The organism is Solwaraspora sp. WMMA2065 (assembly GCF_030345075.1).
Taxonomy (GTDB): domain Bacteria; phylum Actinomycetota; class Actinomycetes; order Mycobacteriales; family Micromonosporaceae; genus Micromonospora_E.
In genome coordinates this window covers 1,600,763-1,620,326 of the sequence record NZ_CP128361.1, presented here as the reverse complement: position 1 = coordinate 1,620,326, position 19,564 = coordinate 1,600,763, and the positions used below count along the sequence as shown (strand labels likewise).

The following is a 19,564-nucleotide window of genomic DNA, read 5'->3' as shown; positions in this document are numbered from 1 at the left end:
GTTCCCGGGTCACGGGTTCGTTGGGTTCCCGGGTCAGGGCTCGATGGTGACTTTGATGGCTTCGCCGCGGGCGACCACGTCGAAGGCGTCGAGGGCACGGTCCAACGGCAGCCGGTGGGTGATCAGATCGGCGACCGGAACCGCGCCGCTGGCGATCAGGGCGAGCGCCTCGGCGTTGTGCGACGGGCTGGAGCCGTTGGCACCGACGATGGTCAGCTCCCGGTAGTGCACCAGGTTGGAGTCGCAGGCGATGACCGGCTTGTCCTTGGGTAGACCGCCGAAGAAGCTGATCCGGCCCTGCCGGGCGGTCATCTGCAGCGCCTGTTCCTGGGCGACGCCGGCGGCGGTCGCGGTGATCACCACATCGGCGCCGCGTCCGTCGGTCAACTTCTTGATCTCGTCGATCACGTCGGTTTCGGCACCGCAGACGGTGGCGTCGGGATGCACCAGCGCGGCGGCCAGATCGAGCCGCTCACGGTTGACATCGACCAGGAAGACCCGGGCGGCGCCGCGCGAGCGGGCCAGCCGTACGTGCAGGCAGCCGATCGGGCCGGAGCCCATGATGACGACGTCGTCGCCCGGGCCGACCCGGGCCAGGTTCTGCCCGTTGAGTACGCAGGCGAGCGGCTCGGCCACCGACGCCTCGGCGTAGCCGACCCCGTCCGGGATGCGGTTGAGCCCGTCGACGGCGAGCACCTTGGCCGGGACCACCATGTGCTCGGCGAACCCACCGTCGTAGTGGTAGCCCATCGACTCCTGGTTGGGGCAGACCGTCATCCGGCCGCGCCGGCACTCGCCGCAGGTGCCGCACGGGATGGCCGCGATCACCTGGATCCGGTCGCCGGCGTGCCACCCGGCGACCTCGGCGCCGACCTCGACGACCTCGCCGGCAATCTCGTGGCCCATCACCCGGGGCGGGGCGAGGTGGTGGTGACCGTAGTTGCGGATCTTGACGTCGGTGCCGCAGGTCGAACAGGCCCGGACGCGGATCAACACGTCGCCGGGGCCGGGCTGCGGCTGCGGTGCCGCCTCGATCCGGACGTCGCCGGGGGAGTGGAACCGGACGACCTTCATGTGGAGCTCTCCTCTCCTACCGGCGCGAGCAGCCGGAGCACGTCGTCGATCTCGGTGGCCTCACGCAGCTCGCGGGCCTGTTCCGGGTCGAGCAGGATCTGGGCGAGGGCGGCAAGCAACTCCACGTGGCCGTCGCCGCGCGCCGCGATCGCCACGCAGACGGTGACCGGGGATCCGGCCCAGTCCACCCCGTCGGGGAAGCGCAGCACGGCGAGCGCGTCGCGGCGTACCGCCTCCTTGCCGGCCAGGGTGCCGTGCGGGATCGCCACACCTTCCCCGACATAGGTGGAGATGGACTGCTCGCGCTGCAGCATCGCGGCGACGTACTCCTCGGTGACCGCACCGAGCTCGACCAGCACCTCGCCGCAGCGGCGCACGGCGGCGACCCGGTCGCCGGCATGTTCGTTCAGCCGGACGGCCCGGCGCTCGAGCAGAGCGCCGGGGTCCGATTGCGGTTCAACCATCGAGTTGGCCGCCCTGCTGCACCACGGCCACCAGCCGGGCGACGGCCGGGTCGCCGAGAAAGATCTGCACCGGGACGACCACCTTGCCGGGCGCGCTGACGCGGGCCCGGTCGGCGAGCCCCTGGTGGCAGACGATGACGTCGGCGTCGGCCGGAATGGAGTTGACCGGGGTGTGCTCGACGGTCACCTGCTGCTTCTTGAGCTGCTTGCGCAGCTGGCTGGCGAGCATGACGCTGCTGCCCATGCCGGCGTCGCAGGCGACGACGACCTTGTGGATGCTCTGGGCATCGATGGTGGCCATCGTCATGCCTCCGTGGCGGTCGGCCGGTGGGTACCGGCGGTCGGGGTGGCGTGGTACGCGTGCGCGGCGGCGGGCGTGTCCGGGGTGGCGGCCTGCGGACCGGTGTTCTCCTCTACCGGTTCCTTGCCCTCGCCCCGACCGAAGCCGAGCAGCACCGAGGCGACCGCGAAGGAGACCGCCGCCGAGATGATCACGCCGAGCAGGACCGGGAACCAGCCCCCTCGCGGGGTGACCGCCAGGTAGGCGAAGATGCTGCCCGGCGACGGGGTGGCAACCAGACCGGCACCGGTGACCATGAAGGTCCAGACACCGGCCGCGCCACCGGCAATCATGGCGAGGATCAGCCGCGGCTTCATCAGCACGTACGGGAAATAGATCTCGTGGATGCCGCCGAGGAAGTGGATGATGATCGCCGCCGGGGTGCTGGCGCGCAGCAGCCGGGGCCCGAACAGGAGGAAGGCGACCAGCAGGCCGAGACCCGGCCCGGGGTTCGACTCGATCATGAACAGGATGGACTTACCGTCTTCGGCGGCCTCGGCGACGCCCAGCGGTCCGAACACGCCGTGGTTGATCGCGTTGTTGAGAAACAGCACCTTGGCCGGCTCGACCAGGATCGACACGAACGGCAGCAGGCTGTGGCCGACCATCCAGTCCACTGCGGAGCCGGCGGCGTCGGTGACGGCCTGCACCACCGGGCCGATCACCCAGATACCGACCAGTGCCATGCCACCGCCGATGATGCCGGCGGAGAAGTTGTTGATCAGCATCTCGAAGCCGGCCGGAATCTTGTCCTCGACCAGGCCGTCGAAGAGCTTCAGCAGGTACGCGGTCAGCGGGCCGATGATCATCGCACCGAGGAACATCGGTACGTCGGCACCGACGATGATGCCGACCGTGGCGACCGCGCCGACCACCGCGCCGCGCTGGCCGTGCACGAGCCGGCCGCCGGTGTAGCCGATCAGGATCGGCAGCAGCGTCGAGATCATCGGCCCGACCAGTTCGGCCATGGTCGCGTTGGGGATCCATCCGGTGGGGATGAACAGCGCGGTGATCAGACCCCAGGCGATGAACGCGCCGATGTTGGGCATCACCATGCCGGCGAGGTAGCCGCCGATTCTCTGGATCGTGGCCTTTACCCCGGTGCCCTGCACCTGGGGTGTGTAGTCGGTGGCCATGGTCTGCTGCTCCTTCTATGTGCGGGGGTAGGGAGTAGGCGATCGGTCTGGGGTATCGAGGTGACGGGTCATCCTTGGGTGACGAGTTGTTGCAGGTCATCCGGTCGGGGGTGCAGTCGTACGGTGTGCCGGCGCAGGTCGGCCGGCCCCGGCATCCGGCTGCCCGGCAGGCTGACCGCCGCCGCCCCCCAGGCCAGCCCTTCGGCGAGGGCGTCCGGCCCGCTGGCACCGGCGGCGAGGAAACCGGCGAGCAGCGCGTCACCGGCGCCGACCGTGCTGCGCGGCTGGTCGACGGGGGAGTCGCCGGTGCGTACCCCGTCGGTGTCGACCAGCACGGCACCCTGCGCCCCGAGGCTGGCCAGCACGGTGCCGGCACCCCATGCGCGGACCTGTCGGGCGGCGTCGACCACGTCGCCGAGGGCGTCCAGCGGCCGCCCGACGGCCTCGGCCAGCTCCTCCTGGTTGGGTTTGACCAGATCGGCTCCGGCCTCGGCGGCGGCCCGCAGCGGTGGGCCGCTGGTGTCGACGGCGAGCCGGAGCCCGGCGTCGAGCAACTGCCGGCACAGCGCGGTGAACCCGTCCACCGGCAGCCCGGGTGGCAGACTGCCGCAGACCACCACCCAGTCGGCCTGGTGCGCGGTGTCCAGCAGCCGGGCGGTGATCGCGTCGAATTCGTCCCGGCTCAGGGTCGGACCGGGCTCGTTGACCTTGGTGACGGTGCCGTCCGGCTCGGCGAGGGTGATGTTGGACCGGGTTTGCCCGGCGATTGGCACGGCGACCACCTCGACCCCCTCGGCGGCCAGCAGCCGGACGAGTTGACCGCCCTCGTCGCCGCCGCAGGGCAGCACGGCGACCGACGGTACGCCGTTGGCCAGTAGCGCCCGGGACACGTTGACGCCCTTGCCACCGGGGTCGAGGCGGGCGCCGGTGGCCCGGATGACCTCGCCGCGGACCAGGTCGTCGATCTCGACGGCGCGGTCCAGGCTGGGGTTGAGGGTGAGCGTGAGGATCATGCCCGCACCACCCGTGGCCCGGCCGACTCCACCTCGGCGACGAGGTCCGCGTTGAGGCCGTTGTCGGTGATCAGCGTGTCGATGTCGGCGAGCCGGCCGAACCGGGCAAGGTAGTCGTTGCCGATCTTGGTGTGGTCGGCCAGCACGACCGACCGGCGGGCGGCGCCGATCATCGCCCGCTTGACCGCCGCCTCGGCCGGGTCGGGTGTGGTCAGGCCACGTTCGACGGAGCAACCGTTGGTACCGATGAAGGCCACGTCGACGTAGACGTCGGCGAGCGGGCGAAGGGCCCAGTCGTCGACGGTGGCCATCGTGCGACCGCGTACCCGACCGCCCAGCAACAGGACGTTGAGGTTGCTGCGGGCACCGAGGACGGTGGCCAGCGCCGGGGAGTTGATCACGACGGTGAGTTCCCGGTCGGCCGGCAGGATCGCGGCCAGCCGGGCGGTGGTGGTGCCGGCGTCCAGGATGATCGCGCCCTCGTGGGGCAGCTCGGCCAGCGCGGCCTTGGCGATCCGTTCCTTCTCGGTGGTCAGCACCGCGTCCCGGGCTGCGAGCGCGGGCTCGAAGCCGATCCGTTCGACCGGGATCGCACCGCCGTGCACCCGACGCAGCACGCCGGCCCGCTCGAGGGTGGTGAGATCGCGCCGGATCGTCTCGGCGGTCACGTTGAGTGACTCGGCAAGCGCGGTCACGTCGACTCGCCCGTCGGCCCGGGCCAGCCGGACGATCTCCTGCTGCCGTTCCTCGGCGTACATGTGGTTTCACCGCCGTTTCGTTTTGCTTCAGGTTTGTTTACGCCCGGCTCTGTTGGATGTCAAGAGGGGTGTCGAACGAATTCGGATCTTGACCTGTCGGTTGACCTGCGGAACCGGCGGTGCCGCAACTGGGTTGGCAGGCCGCGGACGGGGATCCGCTCATCCACCGGCCGTCCGCCGGTCGCCCACCCGAACATGGCTGTCTGCCTGGCTGCGCCGACCGCAGCGAATGGGGTAGGTCGGCCCGCCGACGCAGGCCGGCCAGGGTCAGCCCGGCGGGGCCGGGCCTGACCAAGGGTCAGGCCGGGACGCCGTGACCCGGGGCCGCCGCTGCCGGGCCGGGCCTGACCAGGTCGGGTCGGGTCGCCTCCAACGCTGCCGCCACGGCGAGGACGGCGAGGTCGTCGCCCGGCCGTCCGCCGAGCTGCACCCCGATCGGCATCCCGAGGTTGTCACGCCCCCAGGGCAGACTGATCGCCGGTCCGCCGGTCACGTTGAACATCCCCACGAACGGGGAGATCGCGAAGATCTCCCGGAACAGCTCGCTGCCCGGCCGGTCGGTGTGCAGCTGCCCGAGCGGTGGCGCCGGTTGCGCGGTGGTCGGGCTGAGCAGCAGGTCCACGCCGTCGAGGACGGCAGCCAACTCACCGGCGAGTCGGCGCAGTGCCGTGGTCGCCCGGACCTGGGTACGGGCGTCGGCCCGCCGTCCCCGCTGCACCAGGTCGAGCACCGCCGGTTCCAGGGTGTCCGGCCCGGCGTACCGTCCGGTGGCGGCGCAGATATCGTCGACCGCGGCGGCCAGATGACCGGCGATGACCGCACCGAGCACCGGCCCGAGCCGGCCGGCCGGCTCCACCGGCCCGATCGGGACCACCCGGTGACCGGCGGCGGCCAGCTCGGCGGCGACGGACTCGGCGGCAGCCCGGTACGCCGGATGCACCGGGGCGCCGCCGGGTGCCTCGGTGAGCAGTCCGACCCGTAGGACCCGGCCGGGGCCCGAACCAGCCGGACCGGTCCACTGGACACCGTCCACCGGGTACGGCTCGCCAGCGGCCATCCCGCTGCTGACCGACAGCAACAACGCGGAGTCCGCGACGGTGCGGGTGATGGCGTGTTCGTGGCTGAGCCCCGACCAGTCGTCCATCCGGTACGGGCCGGCAGGGTTGCGGCCCCGCGTCGGCTTGAAGCCGATGGTGCCGCACCAGGCCGACGGGATCCGGATGGACCCGCCACTGTCGCTGGCGTGCGCCGCCGGCACCATCCCTGCGGCCACCGCTACCGCCGCGCCGCCGCTGGAACCACCGGCGGACCGGTCCGGCCGCCACGGATTGCGGGTCGGCCCGTGCAGCACCGGTTCTGTGGTGATGTTCAGCCCGAACTCCGGCGAGTTGGTCCGTCCGATGATCAGCGCTCCGGCCTGTTCCAGCCGGCGCAGCAACGTGCTCGTGCCGGCCGGTGCCAGGCCGACGGCCAGCCGGCTGCCCCGGGTCAACGGAAAGCCGGCGACCTCGGCGTGCAGATCCTTGACCAGGTACGGCAGCCCGGCCAGCGGCCCGACCGGTCGGCCACCGGCGGCGGCCAGGCGACGCAACGCCGGCCCGGAGTCGACCGCCACCACCGCGTTGAGCCCGGCGTCACGCTCCTCGATGCGGCGTACCGCTGCGTCGACGACCTCTCGAGCGGGCACCTGACCGGACCGTACGGCGGCAGTCAGCTCGGTGATCGACCCGTCCAGCAGTTCCATGCCCGCCTCCCGCTCGGTTGCCACCCGGTCGACGGGTGGTCAGTCCGCTGCCGCCTCGATCAGCTTCGCCGCCAGCAACTGCGGATCGGTGAACAGCACCTCGTGCGAACCCGGCATCTCGACCAGCCGGAATTCGCCGAGCCGCTGCGACTGGCCGGGATGCCAACGGAACTCGTCCGGCGGGAACGCGACGTCGTCGACGGCGTACAGGTAGGAACGGGGGACCGGCAGGTCGGCGAATCCGGGCAGCGCGACCGGTTCCGCGGCCCGGGCCAGCGGCTCCGGGGTCAGCCGCGCGTAGGCGACCCGGGCGGTCTGCTCGTCGGCGTCGCTGATGAACGAGCGGAACGCCCCGTACGGCAGCATCAGGGTGCCTTCCGGAGTAGCCAGGCTGGTGAAGGCGGCGGCGGCCGACGGTGGCACATGCTGGAAGACGGTGTCGCCGTCGGCGAGGACGTACGCGTTGTGGAACACCAGCCGGCGGAGCCGGTCCGGTACGGCCACCGCGACGGCCTGTACGACCGCGCCGCCGAGGCTGTGCCCGACAAGCACCACGTCGCGCAGGTCGGACCGCCGGATCAGGTCGGTGACGGCACCGGCGGTCCGGGCGAAGGTCACCGTAGGGTCGGCGTTGGTGCCGTTGCCCGGCAGGGTGGGTGTGTGGACCTCGTGTCCGGCGGCGGTGAGTACCTGCCGGACGCCGTCCCAGCAGCTGCCGTCGTGCCAGGATCCGTGGACGAGAACGAAACGCATCTCGGGTGCCTCCGTCGCGGTCGGTGGGCCTGACGGTAGGCCGGCCTGCGTACGCAGGGTTATCGCCGGCGCGCCGGATCGCTGTCGGGATCCTGCCCGCGCTGGCCGGCCGGCCCGTCGGCGCGGTGTTCGCTGCGCCACTGTGCGGGTGGTGCGCCGTACCGGGCGCGGAAGAGCGCTCCGAGATGCGACGCCGACGCGAAGCCGTATCGGTGGGCTAGCTGCGCGACCGGGACGTCGGACCCGGCTAGCGCGACAGCGCAGGCGTGCAGCCGACGCTGCCGGATCCATCGGTACGGGGTGGTGCCGCCGGCGGCGAACGCCCGGTGCAGCTGCCGGGGGGACACCGCCAGCCGGCGGGCCAGCCACGGCACCGACAACGCCGGTTCGGCCAGCGAGTGCTCGATCAGCCGCTCGGCCGCGGTGCGCAGCGCGGCCAACGGGTCGGCGTCGACGGCGACGCCGGCACCGAACAGCGTGGCGGTGATGACGGTGTCGACCATGGTCGCGACCTCCGCTCGCTGCCCGGCCCCGGCGGCCGCGGCTGCGGTCATCAGGTGTGGCAACTGCCGACACAACGCCCGGCCCACCGGACCCAACATCGCGGAGCGCACCGGTCCGTCGAGGCCGGGGTAGCGGGCCGTGACGAGTGCGCGGGGCAGGGCCACGAACAGTACGTGGGCCGGTGCTGGGTAGTCGACGTCGAACGTCTCCGGGCCGGGGACGACGACCAGCCGGTCCGGGCCGATCGGGTCGGTGCCACCCCGGTGCGTGATGGTGCCGGTGGCCCGCTGGCCGAGCAGCAGGAACACCGCATCGGCGGCGTTGGGGTCGGTGGTGTCGTGCGGTCGGCGGGAGGAGTGCAGCGCGCCGACCGCGGCGGAGATGAGCCGCAAGGATCCCAGTGGTACCTCGGTGATGCGGGCGCGGAATCGGCTTGGATCGCGGATCGTGACGGTCTGTTGCACCAAGGTGTGTCGCAGCGCGGAGTTGAACTCGTGCAGCCCGGCCGGCCCGTCGAAACCCTGGCGTCGCAGCGGCACGCGTCCCTCCCTCGGCCGGCCTGGTCGGTGCTGCTGACCTGCCGATCAGCGTACTGGTCCGGGTCCCGTCGTCACCCGAGCCGACGGCAGCGGCTCAACCGATGTTCCGATTTACGGCGAACGACACGCTTAGTCTTATTCATTCTGTTACAAAGCTTTTGTCAGTTGAGCAGCTACTTCCGGAGGCCCGTCCATGACCTCGCCAGCGGCCTGCCTCGCAGCCGAACCGACGATGCCGACCAGTCGTCCCCGCCGCTATGACCGGGTCAAGCGGGTGCTCGACGTGGTGGGCGCGGCGACCGCCCTGGTCGTCGGCGCGCCGCTGCTGGCCGGGGTCGCCCTGCTCATCCTCGTCACGCTGGGCCGGCCGGTGTTCTTCCGGCAGGTGCGGCCCGGCCGGGACGGCGAGCTCTTCGAGATGGTCAAGTTTCGCACCATGCTCGAGGTGGATCCGGCCCGCGGCCTGGTCACCGACGCCGACCGGCTAACGCCGGTCGGCCGCTGGCTGCGCGCCACCAGCCTCGACGAACTGCCCGAGTTGTGGAACGTACTGCGCGGTGAGATGAGCCTGGTCGGCCCGCGTCCCCATCTGGTGAAGTACCTGGAGATATACACACCCTCGCAGGCCCGACGGCATGAGGTGCGACCCGGTATCACCGGCCTCGCCCAGGTCCGCGGCCGCAACGAGCTGGCCTGGGAGGACAAGTTCGCCTACGACATCGAGTACGTGGACAACCGCAGCCTCCGGCTCGACCTGCGGATCATGGTCGAGACCGTCCGGGTGGTGCTGCGCCGGGAAGGGATCGCCGCGCCAGGGTCGGTCACCTGGCACGAGTTCACCGGGACCCCGACGCCGCCGGACCCCGTCGGGGCCAGCACCGTCCCGGCCGACCCGGTCCTGGCCACGGCACCCGACGGCTCGGCAGCCACCTTCCGTCGACCCCGCGGTGACCTGGCCGGCCGGTGCCGCAGTTGAGCCGGACCAGGATCCTGCTCTTCGGCTCCACCGGACTGCTGGGTCGGCAGATCCACGCTGCGCTGATGGCGGACGCGGCGGTGACCGCACCGACCCGGGCCGACTGCGATCTCGCCACGGCGAGCGTGACCGAACTCGCCCGGCTGCTCGCGGCCGTCCGGCCGGACGTCGTGGTCAACTGCGCCGGCCGCACCGTTGGTGACAATGCCGAGCTACTCCGGATCCACCTACTGGCCGTGGCCGCGCTCGCCGAGGCGATGGTCGACGTCGTGCCGGGCACCCGGCTGGTACGGCTCGGTTCCGCCGCCGAGTACGGCGTCGTGCCCAGTGGCCGCCCGGTGCGCGAGGACGACCCGGCCAACCCGGTGAGCGCGTACGGGTTCAGCCACCTGGCCGCCACCCAGTTCGGCGAGCTGGTCAGCACCGACGAACGGGTCGAGGTCGTCACGTTGCGGGTGTTCAACCCGGTTGGTCCGGGTCTGCCGGTGGACAGCGCGCTGGGGCGGGCGGCTGATCTGCTGCGCGTCGGCGGACGGTCACCGCTGGCGATGCGGCTGCTGGACACTGTGCGCGACTTCGTCGACCTACGTGACATCGCCGCTGCGGTCCGCGCCGCCGCGCTCGCCACCCACCTGCCCTACCGACTGTTCAACGTGGGCGGCGGGCGGCCGGTCGGGGTCCGGGACGCGGTCACCTGTCTGGCCCGGGCAGCTGGTCACAGCGGTGAACTCGGTTTGGGGGAGTTCTCCCCGACGGTGAGCCGGTCCGCCGCCGTTCCCTGGATGTGCGCCGACATCAGCCGCGCCCGGCAGGTGCTCGGCTGGTCACCCAGCTACGACCTGACGGACTCGGTAAAAGCGCTGCTGGCGGATTACCACGATGGTGGCCCCCACAGCCGTAGGTAGCGACTCACCATCGAGTTGGTCTGCCGCGGCACCTCGAACTGGAAGAAGTGGCCGGAACCCACCACCTGCCCGATCACCGCCTCGGGTACCAGCTCCCGCAACCGTCCGTAGTCGGCGAACGGTGCCGGGCCACCGATGTACAGCAGCCGGCGTCCCCACGCGGTCAGCGCGGCGTCGCCACCGGCCTCGACGAAGTCGGCGAGACCGTCGAGGGTGGCGGCGGCGACGGTGTCACTCGGCCGTAGCATCTGGTCGATCGCCCAGTCGATCAGCCGAGGGTCCGACTCGGGAATGAAGAACGACCGGATGATGTCGATCCGGGCCTGGCGCGGGTCCTCGCCGCGGATGGACTCCGCCAGCGCGGCCACCTGCTCCGTCGTGCCGGGCGGCACGGCCACCGACGCGTCTAACAGCAGCAGCGCCGCGACCCGGTCGCTCGCCTGCGCGGCTGCGGCCAACGACCAGACCCCGCCCATGCTGTGCCCGATCAGCACGACGTCGTCCATCTCGAGCTCGATCATCAGGTCCCGCAGGTCCGCACCGAGCTCGGGAACACTGAAGCCGCGGTCCCCGGCCGGGCTCGCGCCGTGTCCCCGCATGTCCACCGAGATGATCCGTCGCCGCCAGCTGGCCAGACGGGCGGCGAGGGGCTTCATGAACCGGTGGTTGCAGCACCACCCATGCACGAGCAGTACATCCTGTCGGCCGCGGCCGGTCTGCCAGTAGCGCATCCCGGCGGCCGTGCGGTCGTGACTCATGTCGTTGGCCTCCTTCGCTTCGGCACATGCCGCGCCCTCGATACGGCCTGTAATCATTGTGCCTCATCTGGTTACTTTCGGCATCCGTGGTCTACGGCCCGTCTCCTGTCGGTCACGGATCACCCGCACTGGGTGATCCCCTGCGGGTGGTAGACGGGTCATGCTGGCACCCAGGTGGACCGACCGAGGACGACTGAGGGGAGCGGCGATGACCGACGTGATCGGTCGGTTCTTCGACGGTCTCCAGACGCGCGGCGACGGTCGACTGCCGCCCCCGGCCAGTGGCACGATCCGGTTCAACCTCACCACCCCGGACGGCGGTGTCCGCAGCTGGTCGGTTACCTATCATGACGGGCATGCCGTGCTCGAGCGTGACCCGAAGCGGGTCGACTGCACCATCGACACCTCGGTGGAGACCTTCCAGGCACTGATCGACGGCCGGGAGAACACCATCTCGTTGCTGCTGCGCAACGGCGTGTCGGTCCGGGGCGATCTGCCGCTGTTCCTGACCTTCCGCCGCCTGCTGCCGCTGCACGCGGACAGCGCCGGGGCGGAGTCGAGGGCCCGGCCGGTCGCCGAGCCGGTCGGCGCTCGGTCGGCCACCGCGAAGCCGGTCAGCATCCTCTACGGAAACATGTTCATGGTCAGCGACCGGCGGGGCGACATCGAACCGGTGCCATCCGCACCGTTCGGCTTGTTCTTCTACGACACCCGCTTCCTGTCCTACTGGCGGCTGACCGTCGACGGGCAACGGATGAACACGCTGTCCATCGACGACCTGCAGTACTTCGAGTCGCGGTTCTTCCAGGTGCCGGGAGAGCCGACGCACTACGTGGACGCCACCATCTCGGTGTTCCGGCACCGCTGGATCGGCGACGCGTTAACCGAGCAGATAGCCGTGTTCAACCACCGGGAGGAGCCCGTCCAGCTGAGCCTGCGCATCGACGCGGCGGCCGACTTCGCCGAGGTGCTGGAGGTCAAGGAGGGTTACCACACCGAACGCGAGATCGCGGTTACGGCCGAGCCGGACGCGCTGCGGTTCCGCTACGAGCGGGGCACCTATTTCCGTGAGACGATCCTGTCCAGCAGCGTGCCGGCCCGCATCGATCCCGGTGGCTTGACCTTCGAGCTGGCCCTCGACGCCCACGACACCTGGTACACCGATCTGACGGTGAAGACCTTCGTCCGTGGGGCCGGAAACCGCGATCTGCGCGAGAGTCTGCGCAGCTACGCCGAGCGGCCCAAGCCCGAGGTGCAACGGGAACTCGACCAGTGGATGGCCAGTGCGCCGAAACTGACCTGTGACCATGAACCGTTACGGGAGGCGTACCAGCAGAGCGTCGTCGACCTGGCGGCGCTGCGCTACAAGGGGGTCAACTTCCGTGACATGCTGCCGGCGGCGGGCATGCCCTGGTTCATGACGTTTTTCGGCCGGGACAGCCTGATCAGCTGCCTGCAGACGCTACCGTTCCTGCCCACCACCACGATTCCCGCGTTGGCGATCATGGCGCTGGCACAGGGTACCCGCGAGGATCCGTTCCGGGCCGAACAGCCCGGCAAGATCCCCCAGGAGAGCCGGTACGCCGAGTCCGCGCTGTTCAACGAGGTCTCGCACGCCGCCGACTTCTCCGCCGCGGACACCACACCCCTGTTCATTGTGCTTCTCGACGAGTACGAACGGTGGACCGGTGACACCGCACTGGTGCGCGACATGGAGTTTCAGGCCCGCGCGGCACTGGACTGGATCGACCGGCACGCAGACCTCGTCGGCACCGGCTACGTCTGGTATGGGCCCCGGCCGACCCGGACCGGGCTGTTGAACCAGAGCTGGAAGTGCTCACCCGGTGCGATCAGCTTCCACGATGGGCGGGAGGCAACCTTCCCGCAGGCGACCTGCGAGATTCAGGGCTACGTGTACGACGCGCGGATGCGTGGTGCCCGGCTGGCCAGGATCTGCTGGGGCGACCACGCCTTCGCCGACCAGCTCGAGAAGCAGGCGACCGAGCTGCGAGACCGGTTCAACCGGGATTTCTGGCTTGCCGACCGCGGCTACTACGCCCACGCGCTGCAGGCCGACGGCAGTCCGGTCGACGCGCTCACCTCCAACATCGGGCACCTACTGTGGAGCGGCATCGCCGAACCCACCAAGGCGCGGTCGGTCGTGCGGCACCTGATGGGTCCGCAACTGTTCGGCGGCTGGGGGATCCGCACCCTCGCCACTGGGGCGCGGCGGTTCAACCCGGTCGGCTACCACACCGGTTCGGTCTGGCCGTTCGACAACTCCCTGATCGCCTGGGGACTGTGGCGGTACGGCTACCGGGAGGAGGCGGCCCGGGTGGCCGGGGCGGTGCTGGAGGCGTCGCAGTACTTCGGGGCCCGGCTGCCCGAGTGCTTCGCCGGCTACGACCGGTCGTTGACCAAGTACCCCGTCCCGTACTCCGCCGCGGGCAGCCCGCATGCCACCTCGGCCGGCGCGACGCTGCTGTTCCTGCGGGTGCTGCTCGGTCTCGACCCCTACGACGGGGATCTGATCATCGACCCGGCCGTTCCGGAGGGGATGGGCCACATCGAGCTGCACGACATCCCGGGATGCTGGGGGATGCTGGATGCGCTGGGCCGGGGCCGGCGGGACCTCGCCCGGCCGCGTCGCCGCACCCGCCGCCCCGGTGACCCGCTGCGGGCGGCGCTGTGACCTCGCCGTCTGTCACCGCTACCACGACTTGGCGCAACTGGTCCGGTGGGTTGACCTTCGAGCCGGCCACGGTGGCCCGGCCGGAGTCGGTCGCCGCGCTGTGCCGCGTCCTGCGCGCCGCCGCCGAGCAGGCGGTGACGGTACGGCCGGTTGGCGCCGGGCATTCGTCCGCGCCGCTCGTGCAGACCGGGGACATCCTGCTGAGCCTGGACCGGCTGCCCGCCGGGGTACTCGAACCGCCGCACAACCGGCAGATCTGGGTCGGTGCCGGCACCCGGCTGCACGACCTGGGCCGTCAGCTGCGCCACCACGGACTCGCGATGCCGAACCTCGGCGACGTCGACACCCAGGCGTTCGCCGGTGCCGTCTCGACCGGCACCCACGGCAGCGGCCTCGGCCTGCCGAACTTGTCCGCCCAGGTGACCGGGGTCCGACTGGTCACCGCGGCCGGACAACCGGTGCAGATCGACGCCGACGGCGACCCCGACCTGTTGCCGGCTGCCCAGGTGTCGCTCGGCGTGCTGGGTGTGTTCACCGCGTTGCGGACCCGGCTGGTCCCCGCGTTCCAGGCCCGGCGGCGGGAGTGGGGCCTGCCGGTGGAGGCGTGCCTGACCACGTTCGACGAGCTGCTGAAGGTCAACCGCAACGTCGACTTCTACTGGTATCCGCGGCGTGACGACGCGCACCTGCGGACGGTGAACCCGATTACCGACGATCCCGGCCCGGACACGCTGCCCGGCAGCGGCTGCACCGAGGAACGGACCGGCTCCAGCGACGCCGCGCTGATCAAGCGGCGGTCCCTGCGTTTCCACGAGATCGAGTACTTCGTTCCGGCCGCGGCCGGTCCGGCCTGCTTCCGAGAGGTCCGGCACCGGATCCGGACCCGGCACCGGCAGCACGCCGCCTGGCGGGTCCTCTACCGCTATGTGGCCGCCGACCAGGCGTTCCTCAGCCCGGCGTACGGTCGGGACAGCATCACCATCTCGGTGCACCAGAACGCGACGCTGCCGTACCGCGAGTTCTTCGCCGACATGGAACCGATCTTCCTGGCCCATGATGGGCGGCCGCACTGGGCGAAGATCCACGGGCTGGAAGGCCGGGACCTGCTTGCCCGCTACCCGCAGGCGGACCGGTTCCTCGCCGTCCGTGAGCGACTCGATCCCGACGGGCGGTTCCTCACCGACTACCTGCGTCGGCTGCTGAGCCTGTGACCGAGCTGCTCGGCTGCTGGTGGGGCCGGTGACCGGGCTCGCAGGTCCGGCCCCATCCGGCGGGCCTAAGATTGCCCCGTCCCGCAACCGGGTAGCAGGGGCACCGTCCGCCGCATCGACGGGCCACAAACCCGCCGCGCCACGGGCGGGCAGGAACTGGAGTGGGGTAGCTGACTGTTGGCGCTCCGGGCATCTATGGCGCTCTTGAAGCTGCTATGATGCTCGCGTGAACCTCAAGGAGTGGGCAGCGTCGACCGGCATCGCGTACATCACCGCTCGGCGACAGTACGCAGCCGGGACGCTGCCTGTTCCCACCTACCGGATCGGTCGACTGATCATGGTCGGTGAGCCGGTCACCGGCACGTCGGCCGAGACGGGGCAGACCGTGGTGTACGCCCGGGTGTCCTCAGCCGATCAGAAATCCGACCTGGACCGGCAAGTCGCCCGGGTCACCGTGTGGGCCACCGGGCGGAAACTCGGCGTCGACCGGGTGGTGACCGAGGTTGGATCCGCGTTGAACGGGCACCGCAAGAAGTTCCTCGCGCTGCTGCGCGACCCGAAGGTGGCAACGATCGTGGTTGAGCATCGGGACCGGTTCGCCCGGTTCGGGGCCGAGTACGTTGAGGCGGCGCTGGCCGCGCAGGGCCGCCGACTGCTGGTGGTCGACCCGGCTGAGGTCGACGATGATCTGGTCCGCGACGTGACGGAGATCCTGACGTCGTTGTGCGCCCGCCTGTACGGGCGTCGCGCTGGCGCGAACCGTGCCCGCCGGGCGGTCGAAGCCGCCACCGAGAGTGGCCCGGCGTGAAAACGATCCAGGCGTACCGGTTCGCCCTCGACCTCACCTCGCGCCAGGAACGCGACGTCCTTGCACACGCTGGGGCCGCCCGGCTCGCCCACAACTGGGCGCTCGCGAAGGTCAAGGCGGTCATGGACCAGCGCATCGCCGAACGCTCCTACGGCGTACCAGACGAGTTGCTGACGCCGTCACTGTCCTGGTCGCTGGCCGGTCTTCGGAAGGCATGGAACGCCGCGAAGCCCGAAGTCGCGCCGTGGTGGGGTGAGGTGTCGAAGGAGGCGTTCAACACCGGCCTCGACGCGCTCGCTCGCGGGTTGAAGAACTGGACTGACTCCCGCAGCGGGAAACGCGCCGGTCGGCCGTCGGGTTTCCCCCGGTTCAAGTCCCGCCGCCGTACCACGCCCAGCGTACGGTTCACCACCGGGGCGATCCGGGTCGAACCGGACCGGATGCACGTGGTGCTACCCCGGCTGGGCCGGTTGAAGTTGCACGAGTCCGCCCGCAAGCTCGCCCGCCGTATTGAAGCCGGCACCGCCCGGATCATGTCCGCGACAGTGCGTCGTGATGGCGGACGGTGGCATGTGTCGTTCACCGTCGAGGTCGAACGCGCCGAACGCAGCCCGGCCCGACCCGGCTCGGTGGTTGGTGTGGACGTCGGTATCCGGCATCTCGCGGTGCTGTCCACCGGCGAGTTGGTCGACAACCCGCGCCACCTCGTGGCCGCGCGGCAACGGATGCATGCGCTCGGCCGGACGCTGTCGCGCAAGCAGGGCCCGGACCGGCGTACCGGACGACGTCCCTCGAAGCGGTGGGAACGGGCCGCGAGCCGGCTCGGTCGCGCTCACGCCCGGGTCGCTCATCTGCGCCGTGACGGGCTGCACAAGCTCACCACCCGACTCGCCACGACGTACGGCACCGTTGTGGTGGAAGACCTCAACGTCACCGGCATGCTGCGCAACCGGCGGTTGGCCCGGCACGTCGCCGACGCCGGATTCGCGGAGATCCGCCGCCAGTTGGCGTACAGGACCGGACGGAACGGCGGCCGGCTTGTGGTGGCCGACCGCTGGTACCCGTCCAGTAAGACCTGCTCGGGCTGTGGCACGGTGAAAACCAAGCTGGCCCTGTCCGAGCGTGAATACCGGTGTGAGGCGTGCGGTCTAGTCATCGACCGTGACCGCAACGCCGCTGTGAACCTGGCCGCCCTTGCGGCGGCAACCGCCGGGAGTGGCCCGGTGGCAGCACGTGGAGCCGACCAGAAGACCCGCACACGCGGGCAGGTGGCCGTGAAGCGTGAACCCGGCACCGCTCAAGCGGATCAGACCGGGACCGTCCTACCGTAAGGCAGGACTACCAACCGTGCGCTCACTAAAGCCCACTGAGAGGTAACGGAGCCGTGCAACCGACCGTAGCCAGCAACGAACCGTCCACCGACCGGCCGGCGGACGTGCCGGACGGCACGCCACCGGGGACGTCGCGCCGGGCGTTGATCGCCGTCGCCGTCGTCGCCGCCCTGCTGGTGGCGGCGACGATCGTGGCGGTGGTGGTGAACGCAGTGGGCTCACGCCCGGTTACCGACGGCGACGTGGCGTGGACGGTGCAGACACCACGCGAGGGGCGGTCCGAGGCGCGGCTGGAGATTCCCGACGGTGCGCCAGAGATTCGGGTGGTGGCCGCTGATCTCGGTGATCAGCTGCTGCGGGCGGAGACTCCGGTCGGCGGTGCGGCGGCGCCGGAGGTGACCACCTCCGACGGCGTGGTCCGGGTCGGACTGACCGATACCGGGTACAACGGTTCCGGCGAGCTGCGCGTCACCGTCCACAGCGATCTGCTCTGGTCGGTCCGGGTGGCGGGCGGGGCAACCCGCACCCGGGTCGATCTGACCGGAGCCCGAGTCTCCCACGTGGACGTCGCGGGCGGTGCCAGCGCATTGGACCTGGCGCTGCCGGAGCCGTCCGGCACGGTCGACGTCCGGATGTCCGGCGGGGTCAGTACCTGGCGGATCGAGTTGCCGCAGCAAACGCCGGTGCGGATCCGGCTGGGCTCCGGGGCGGGCAGCGTCGACCTGGACGGCGAGCGGAGCGACGGGGTCGCCGGCGGCGAGACGGTGGCCTCGACGGACTGGGAGGAGGCCACCGACCGCTACGATGTCGATGCCGTCGCCGGGGTCGCCGACCTCACGGTGACCCGACGGTAACCAGTTGCTGTGACGTTCACCGCGGCGCCGAGTCGGTGGGTGGTGCTGACCGGCTCAGCGCCGCGTCGGAAGGTCCTGTCGCTCCGCGGCATGCGCGCCGAGCGTCGGTGCGCCGCCGTGCAGGAGCGCCTCAGCGGTGCGGACGGCGGCCTCGGGGGCCTCCTCCGGCGCGGGGAACGCCGGCAGGTGCCGGTCGGCCCGGCCGGCGAACAGCGCCACCTCGTAGGCTACCGAGTCCATGTCGGAGCCGGCGTCGAAGACGGCCGCGATGATCGCACCGCCGGGTGTCGCGGCGATGAACAGGAACGCCGTACCCATCTGGACGACGATCTGCCGGACCCGGCCGGTGTCGGCATGCTGACCGACCGCGACGGCGAGGGCGCGTAGACCCGCCACCAGGCCGGACAACTGCTCGCCCAGCTCGTGGTCGACCCCTTTGGACCAGGCCAGGAGGATTCCGTCGGGGGAGAGTGCCACCGCCTGTTGCGCCTGCGGCACCCGGTCCACCAGGTCGTCCAGCAGCCGGGAGACGTCACCAGTGGTGACCACGGGGTATGCCATGGAGGGTCTCTCTTTCGGTCGGTGCGCGTTGCCGGCCAAACAGTACCCTCGGCCCGACCCGTCAGTGCGTAACGGCACGAATCACCGGAATAGATTTCTGATCCACGGTGGAGGCGCGGGCAGCGCCTGCGGCGAGTGGGACGACGAGCGGGGTGCCGCTCACCGGATCCTCGATGACCAGCACCCGCAGCCCGAACACCTCCCGGACCAGTTCGGGAGTCAGGATCTCTGCCGGGGCCCCGCTGGCCAGCACCTGTCCGTCCTTCATCGCGACCAGGTGCCGGGCGTAGCGCGCGGCGAGGTTGAGATCGTGCAGCACCATCACCACGGTGCGGCCACCCTCCCGGTGCAGTCGGTCCACCAGTTCGAGTACGTCGATCTGGTGTGCCAGGTCGAGATAGGTGGTCGGCTCGTCGAGCAGCAGGATGTCGGTGCCCTGGGCGAGTGCCATCGAGATCCAGGCCCGTTGCCGCTGACCGCCGGAGAGCGTGTCCACCGGACGTTCGGCCAGATCGGTGAGGTCGGTCCAGGCCAGTGCCTGGGCGACGACCTCTTCATCGGCCCGGGACCACTGGCGCAGCCAGGTCTGATGCGGCTGGCGGCCGCGTGCGACCAGATCGGCCACGGTGAGCCCGTCCGGCGCGGTCGGAGCCTGCGGCAGGATGCCGAGTCGGCGGGCGACCTCCCGGGTCGGCAACCGCTGGATCCGCTCGCCGTCGAGGAGTACCTCCCCGGCGGTGGGCCGCAGCAGCCGGCCGAGGGCGCGGAGCAGGGTCGATTTGCCGCAGCCGTTCGGCCCGACGATCGCGGTGACCGATCCGTCGACGATGTCCAGGTCCAGCTGCGGGACAACCACCTGGTGGCCGTACCCGAGCCGCAGCGCCCGGGCCCGTAGCCGGGGTGAGTTCCCGGTAGGTCGGGTGTCCCGCGGTCCGGGTCCGGACGCAGTCACCGGCAGTTCTGCGAGGTTGGTCATGGGTTGCTCCTCGGCGTCGGTCGGCGCGTCCCGCGTTTCATGAAGGGTAGCCTTACCGAAGCTCCGGTTCCACATCAAGGCCTGGTGTCGAGTCTCCGCCGGCTAGGTACTCTCGGTAGTGGCCCGTCGAGTTTCCGTGACGTGCAATGGCCTGAACTGGCATCTGT

At 70.9% G+C, this 19,564-nt stretch carries 19 protein-coding genes; 7 read left to right on the top strand and 12 right to left on the bottom strand.

Translation table 11 applies throughout. The features are described from left to right. Positions 1-33: 33 nt before the first annotated feature. The 9 genes from O7610_RS07580 to O7610_RS07540 form a co-directional block, all read right to left on the bottom strand. Complete coding sequence (locus O7610_RS07580; protein WP_281555022.1) at positions 34-1,074, bottom strand: zinc-dependent dehydrogenase; 1,041 nt, start codon at positions 1,072-1,074, stop codon at positions 34-36. Then, positions 1,071-1,538 (bottom strand): PTS mannitol transporter subunit IIA, encoded by a 468-nt coding sequence (locus tag O7610_RS07575; protein ID WP_281555021.1) that lies wholly within the window; start codon positions 1,536-1,538, stop codon positions 1,071-1,073. The genes O7610_RS07580 and O7610_RS07575 overlap by 4 nt, the downstream gene beginning before the upstream one ends. Then, entirely contained in the window at positions 1,531-1,839 is a 309-nt protein-coding gene (locus tag O7610_RS07570) for a PTS sugar transporter subunit IIBC family protein (protein WP_281555020.1), read from the bottom strand. Before O7610_RS07570 ends, O7610_RS07575 begins: the two co-directional genes overlap by 8 nt. A 2-nt stretch (positions 1,840-1,841) precedes the next feature. Continuing rightward, a complete protein-coding gene (gene mtlA / locus O7610_RS07565) occupies positions 1,842-3,014 on the bottom strand; it encodes a mannitol-specific PTS transporter subunit IIC (protein ID WP_281555019.1) in 1,173 nt (390 codons plus the stop codon). Between the two features lie 68 nt (positions 3,015-3,082). After that, on the bottom strand, positions 3,083-4,027 hold the full coding sequence (pfkB, locus tag O7610_RS07560) for a 1-phosphofructokinase (protein ID WP_281555018.1): 945 nt from the start codon (positions 4,025-4,027) through the stop codon (positions 3,083-3,085). Next, positions 4,024-4,785, bottom strand: coding sequence for a DeoR/GlpR family DNA-binding transcription regulator (locus tag O7610_RS07555; RefSeq protein ID WP_281555017.1), 762 nt, complete (start codon positions 4,783-4,785; stop codon positions 4,024-4,026). Before O7610_RS07555 ends, pfkB begins: the two co-directional genes overlap by 4 nt. 298 nt (positions 4,786-5,083) lie before the next feature. Continuing rightward, the gene (locus tag O7610_RS07550; protein ID WP_281555016.1) at positions 5,084-6,529 is read right to left on the bottom strand and encodes an amidase; all 1,446 of its coding nucleotides are present in this window, start codon (positions 6,527-6,529) and stop codon (positions 5,084-5,086) included. 39 nt (positions 6,530-6,568) lie between these two features. Continuing rightward, on the bottom strand, positions 6,569-7,282 hold the full coding sequence (locus O7610_RS07545; RefSeq protein WP_281555015.1) for an alpha/beta fold hydrolase: 714 nt from the start codon (positions 7,280-7,282) through the stop codon (positions 6,569-6,571). A gap of 59 nt (positions 7,283-7,341) precedes the next feature. Beyond that, complete coding sequence (locus O7610_RS07540) at positions 7,342-8,325, bottom strand: AraC family transcriptional regulator (protein ID WP_289212892.1); 984 nt, start codon at positions 8,323-8,325, stop codon at positions 7,342-7,344. Positions 8,326-8,518: 193 nt separating this feature from the next. On the opposite strand from O7610_RS07540, the gene O7610_RS07535 reads away from it, so the two are divergent. Both O7610_RS07535 and O7610_RS07530 read left to right on the top strand, forming a co-directional pair. Next, positions 8,519-9,301, top strand: a complete 783-nt coding sequence (locus tag O7610_RS07535) for a sugar transferase (protein WP_281555013.1) — start codon at positions 8,519-8,521, stop codon at positions 9,299-9,301. Next, a complete protein-coding gene (locus O7610_RS07530; protein ID WP_289212891.1) occupies positions 9,298-10,206 on the top strand; it encodes an NAD-dependent epimerase/dehydratase family protein in 909 nt (302 codons plus the stop codon). The genes O7610_RS07535 and O7610_RS07530 overlap by 4 nt, the downstream gene beginning before the upstream one ends. On the opposite strand, the gene O7610_RS07525 is transcribed toward O7610_RS07530, so the two are convergent. Next, on the bottom strand, positions 10,173-10,964 hold the full coding sequence (locus O7610_RS07525) for an alpha/beta fold hydrolase (RefSeq protein ID WP_289212890.1): 792 nt from the start codon (positions 10,962-10,964) through the stop codon (positions 10,173-10,175). The two genes, O7610_RS07530 and O7610_RS07525, sit on opposite strands and share 34 nt — an antisense overlap. A 208-nt stretch (positions 10,965-11,172) precedes the next feature. Here O7610_RS07525 and O7610_RS07520 point away from each other — a divergent pair, with 208 nt between their 5' ends. The 5 genes from O7610_RS07520 (at position 11,173) to O7610_RS07500 (ending at position 17,860) form a co-directional block, all read left to right on the top strand. Further along, positions 11,173-13,656 (top strand): glycogen debranching N-terminal domain-containing protein, encoded by a 2,484-nt coding sequence (locus O7610_RS07520; protein WP_281555010.1) that lies wholly within the window; start codon positions 11,173-11,175, stop codon positions 13,654-13,656. Continuing rightward, positions 13,653-14,867, top strand: a complete 1,215-nt coding sequence (locus O7610_RS07515) for a D-arabinono-1,4-lactone oxidase (protein WP_281555009.1) — start codon at positions 13,653-13,655, stop codon at positions 14,865-14,867. Before O7610_RS07520 ends, O7610_RS07515 begins: the two co-directional genes overlap by 4 nt. A gap of 226 nt (positions 14,868-15,093) precedes the next feature. Then, positions 15,094-15,675, top strand: a complete 582-nt coding sequence (locus O7610_RS07510; RefSeq protein ID WP_281555008.1) for an IS607 family transposase — start codon at positions 15,094-15,096, stop codon at positions 15,673-15,675. Continuing rightward, entirely contained in the window at positions 15,672-17,006 is a 1,335-nt protein-coding gene (gene tnpB / locus O7610_RS07505; protein ID WP_289212889.1) for an IS607 family element RNA-guided endonuclease TnpB, read from the top strand. Before O7610_RS07510 ends, tnpB begins: the two co-directional genes overlap by 4 nt. Before the next feature lie 53 nt (positions 17,007-17,059). Next, the gene (locus tag O7610_RS07500) at positions 17,060-17,860 is read left to right on the top strand and encodes a hypothetical protein (protein ID WP_289212888.1); all 801 of its coding nucleotides are present in this window, start codon (positions 17,060-17,062) and stop codon (positions 17,858-17,860) included. A gap of 54 nt (positions 17,861-17,914) precedes the next feature. Here the strand turns inward: O7610_RS07500 and O7610_RS07495 are convergent, their stop codons facing one another. Then, positions 17,915-18,421, bottom strand: a complete 507-nt coding sequence (locus O7610_RS07495) for a roadblock/LC7 domain-containing protein (RefSeq protein ID WP_281555005.1) — start codon at positions 18,419-18,421, stop codon at positions 17,915-17,917. 61 nt (positions 18,422-18,482) lie between these two features. Beyond that, on the bottom strand, positions 18,483-19,397 hold the full coding sequence (locus O7610_RS07490; RefSeq protein ID WP_281555004.1) for an ABC transporter ATP-binding protein: 915 nt from the start codon (positions 19,395-19,397) through the stop codon (positions 18,483-18,485). Positions 19,398-19,564 lie beyond the last annotated feature (167 nt).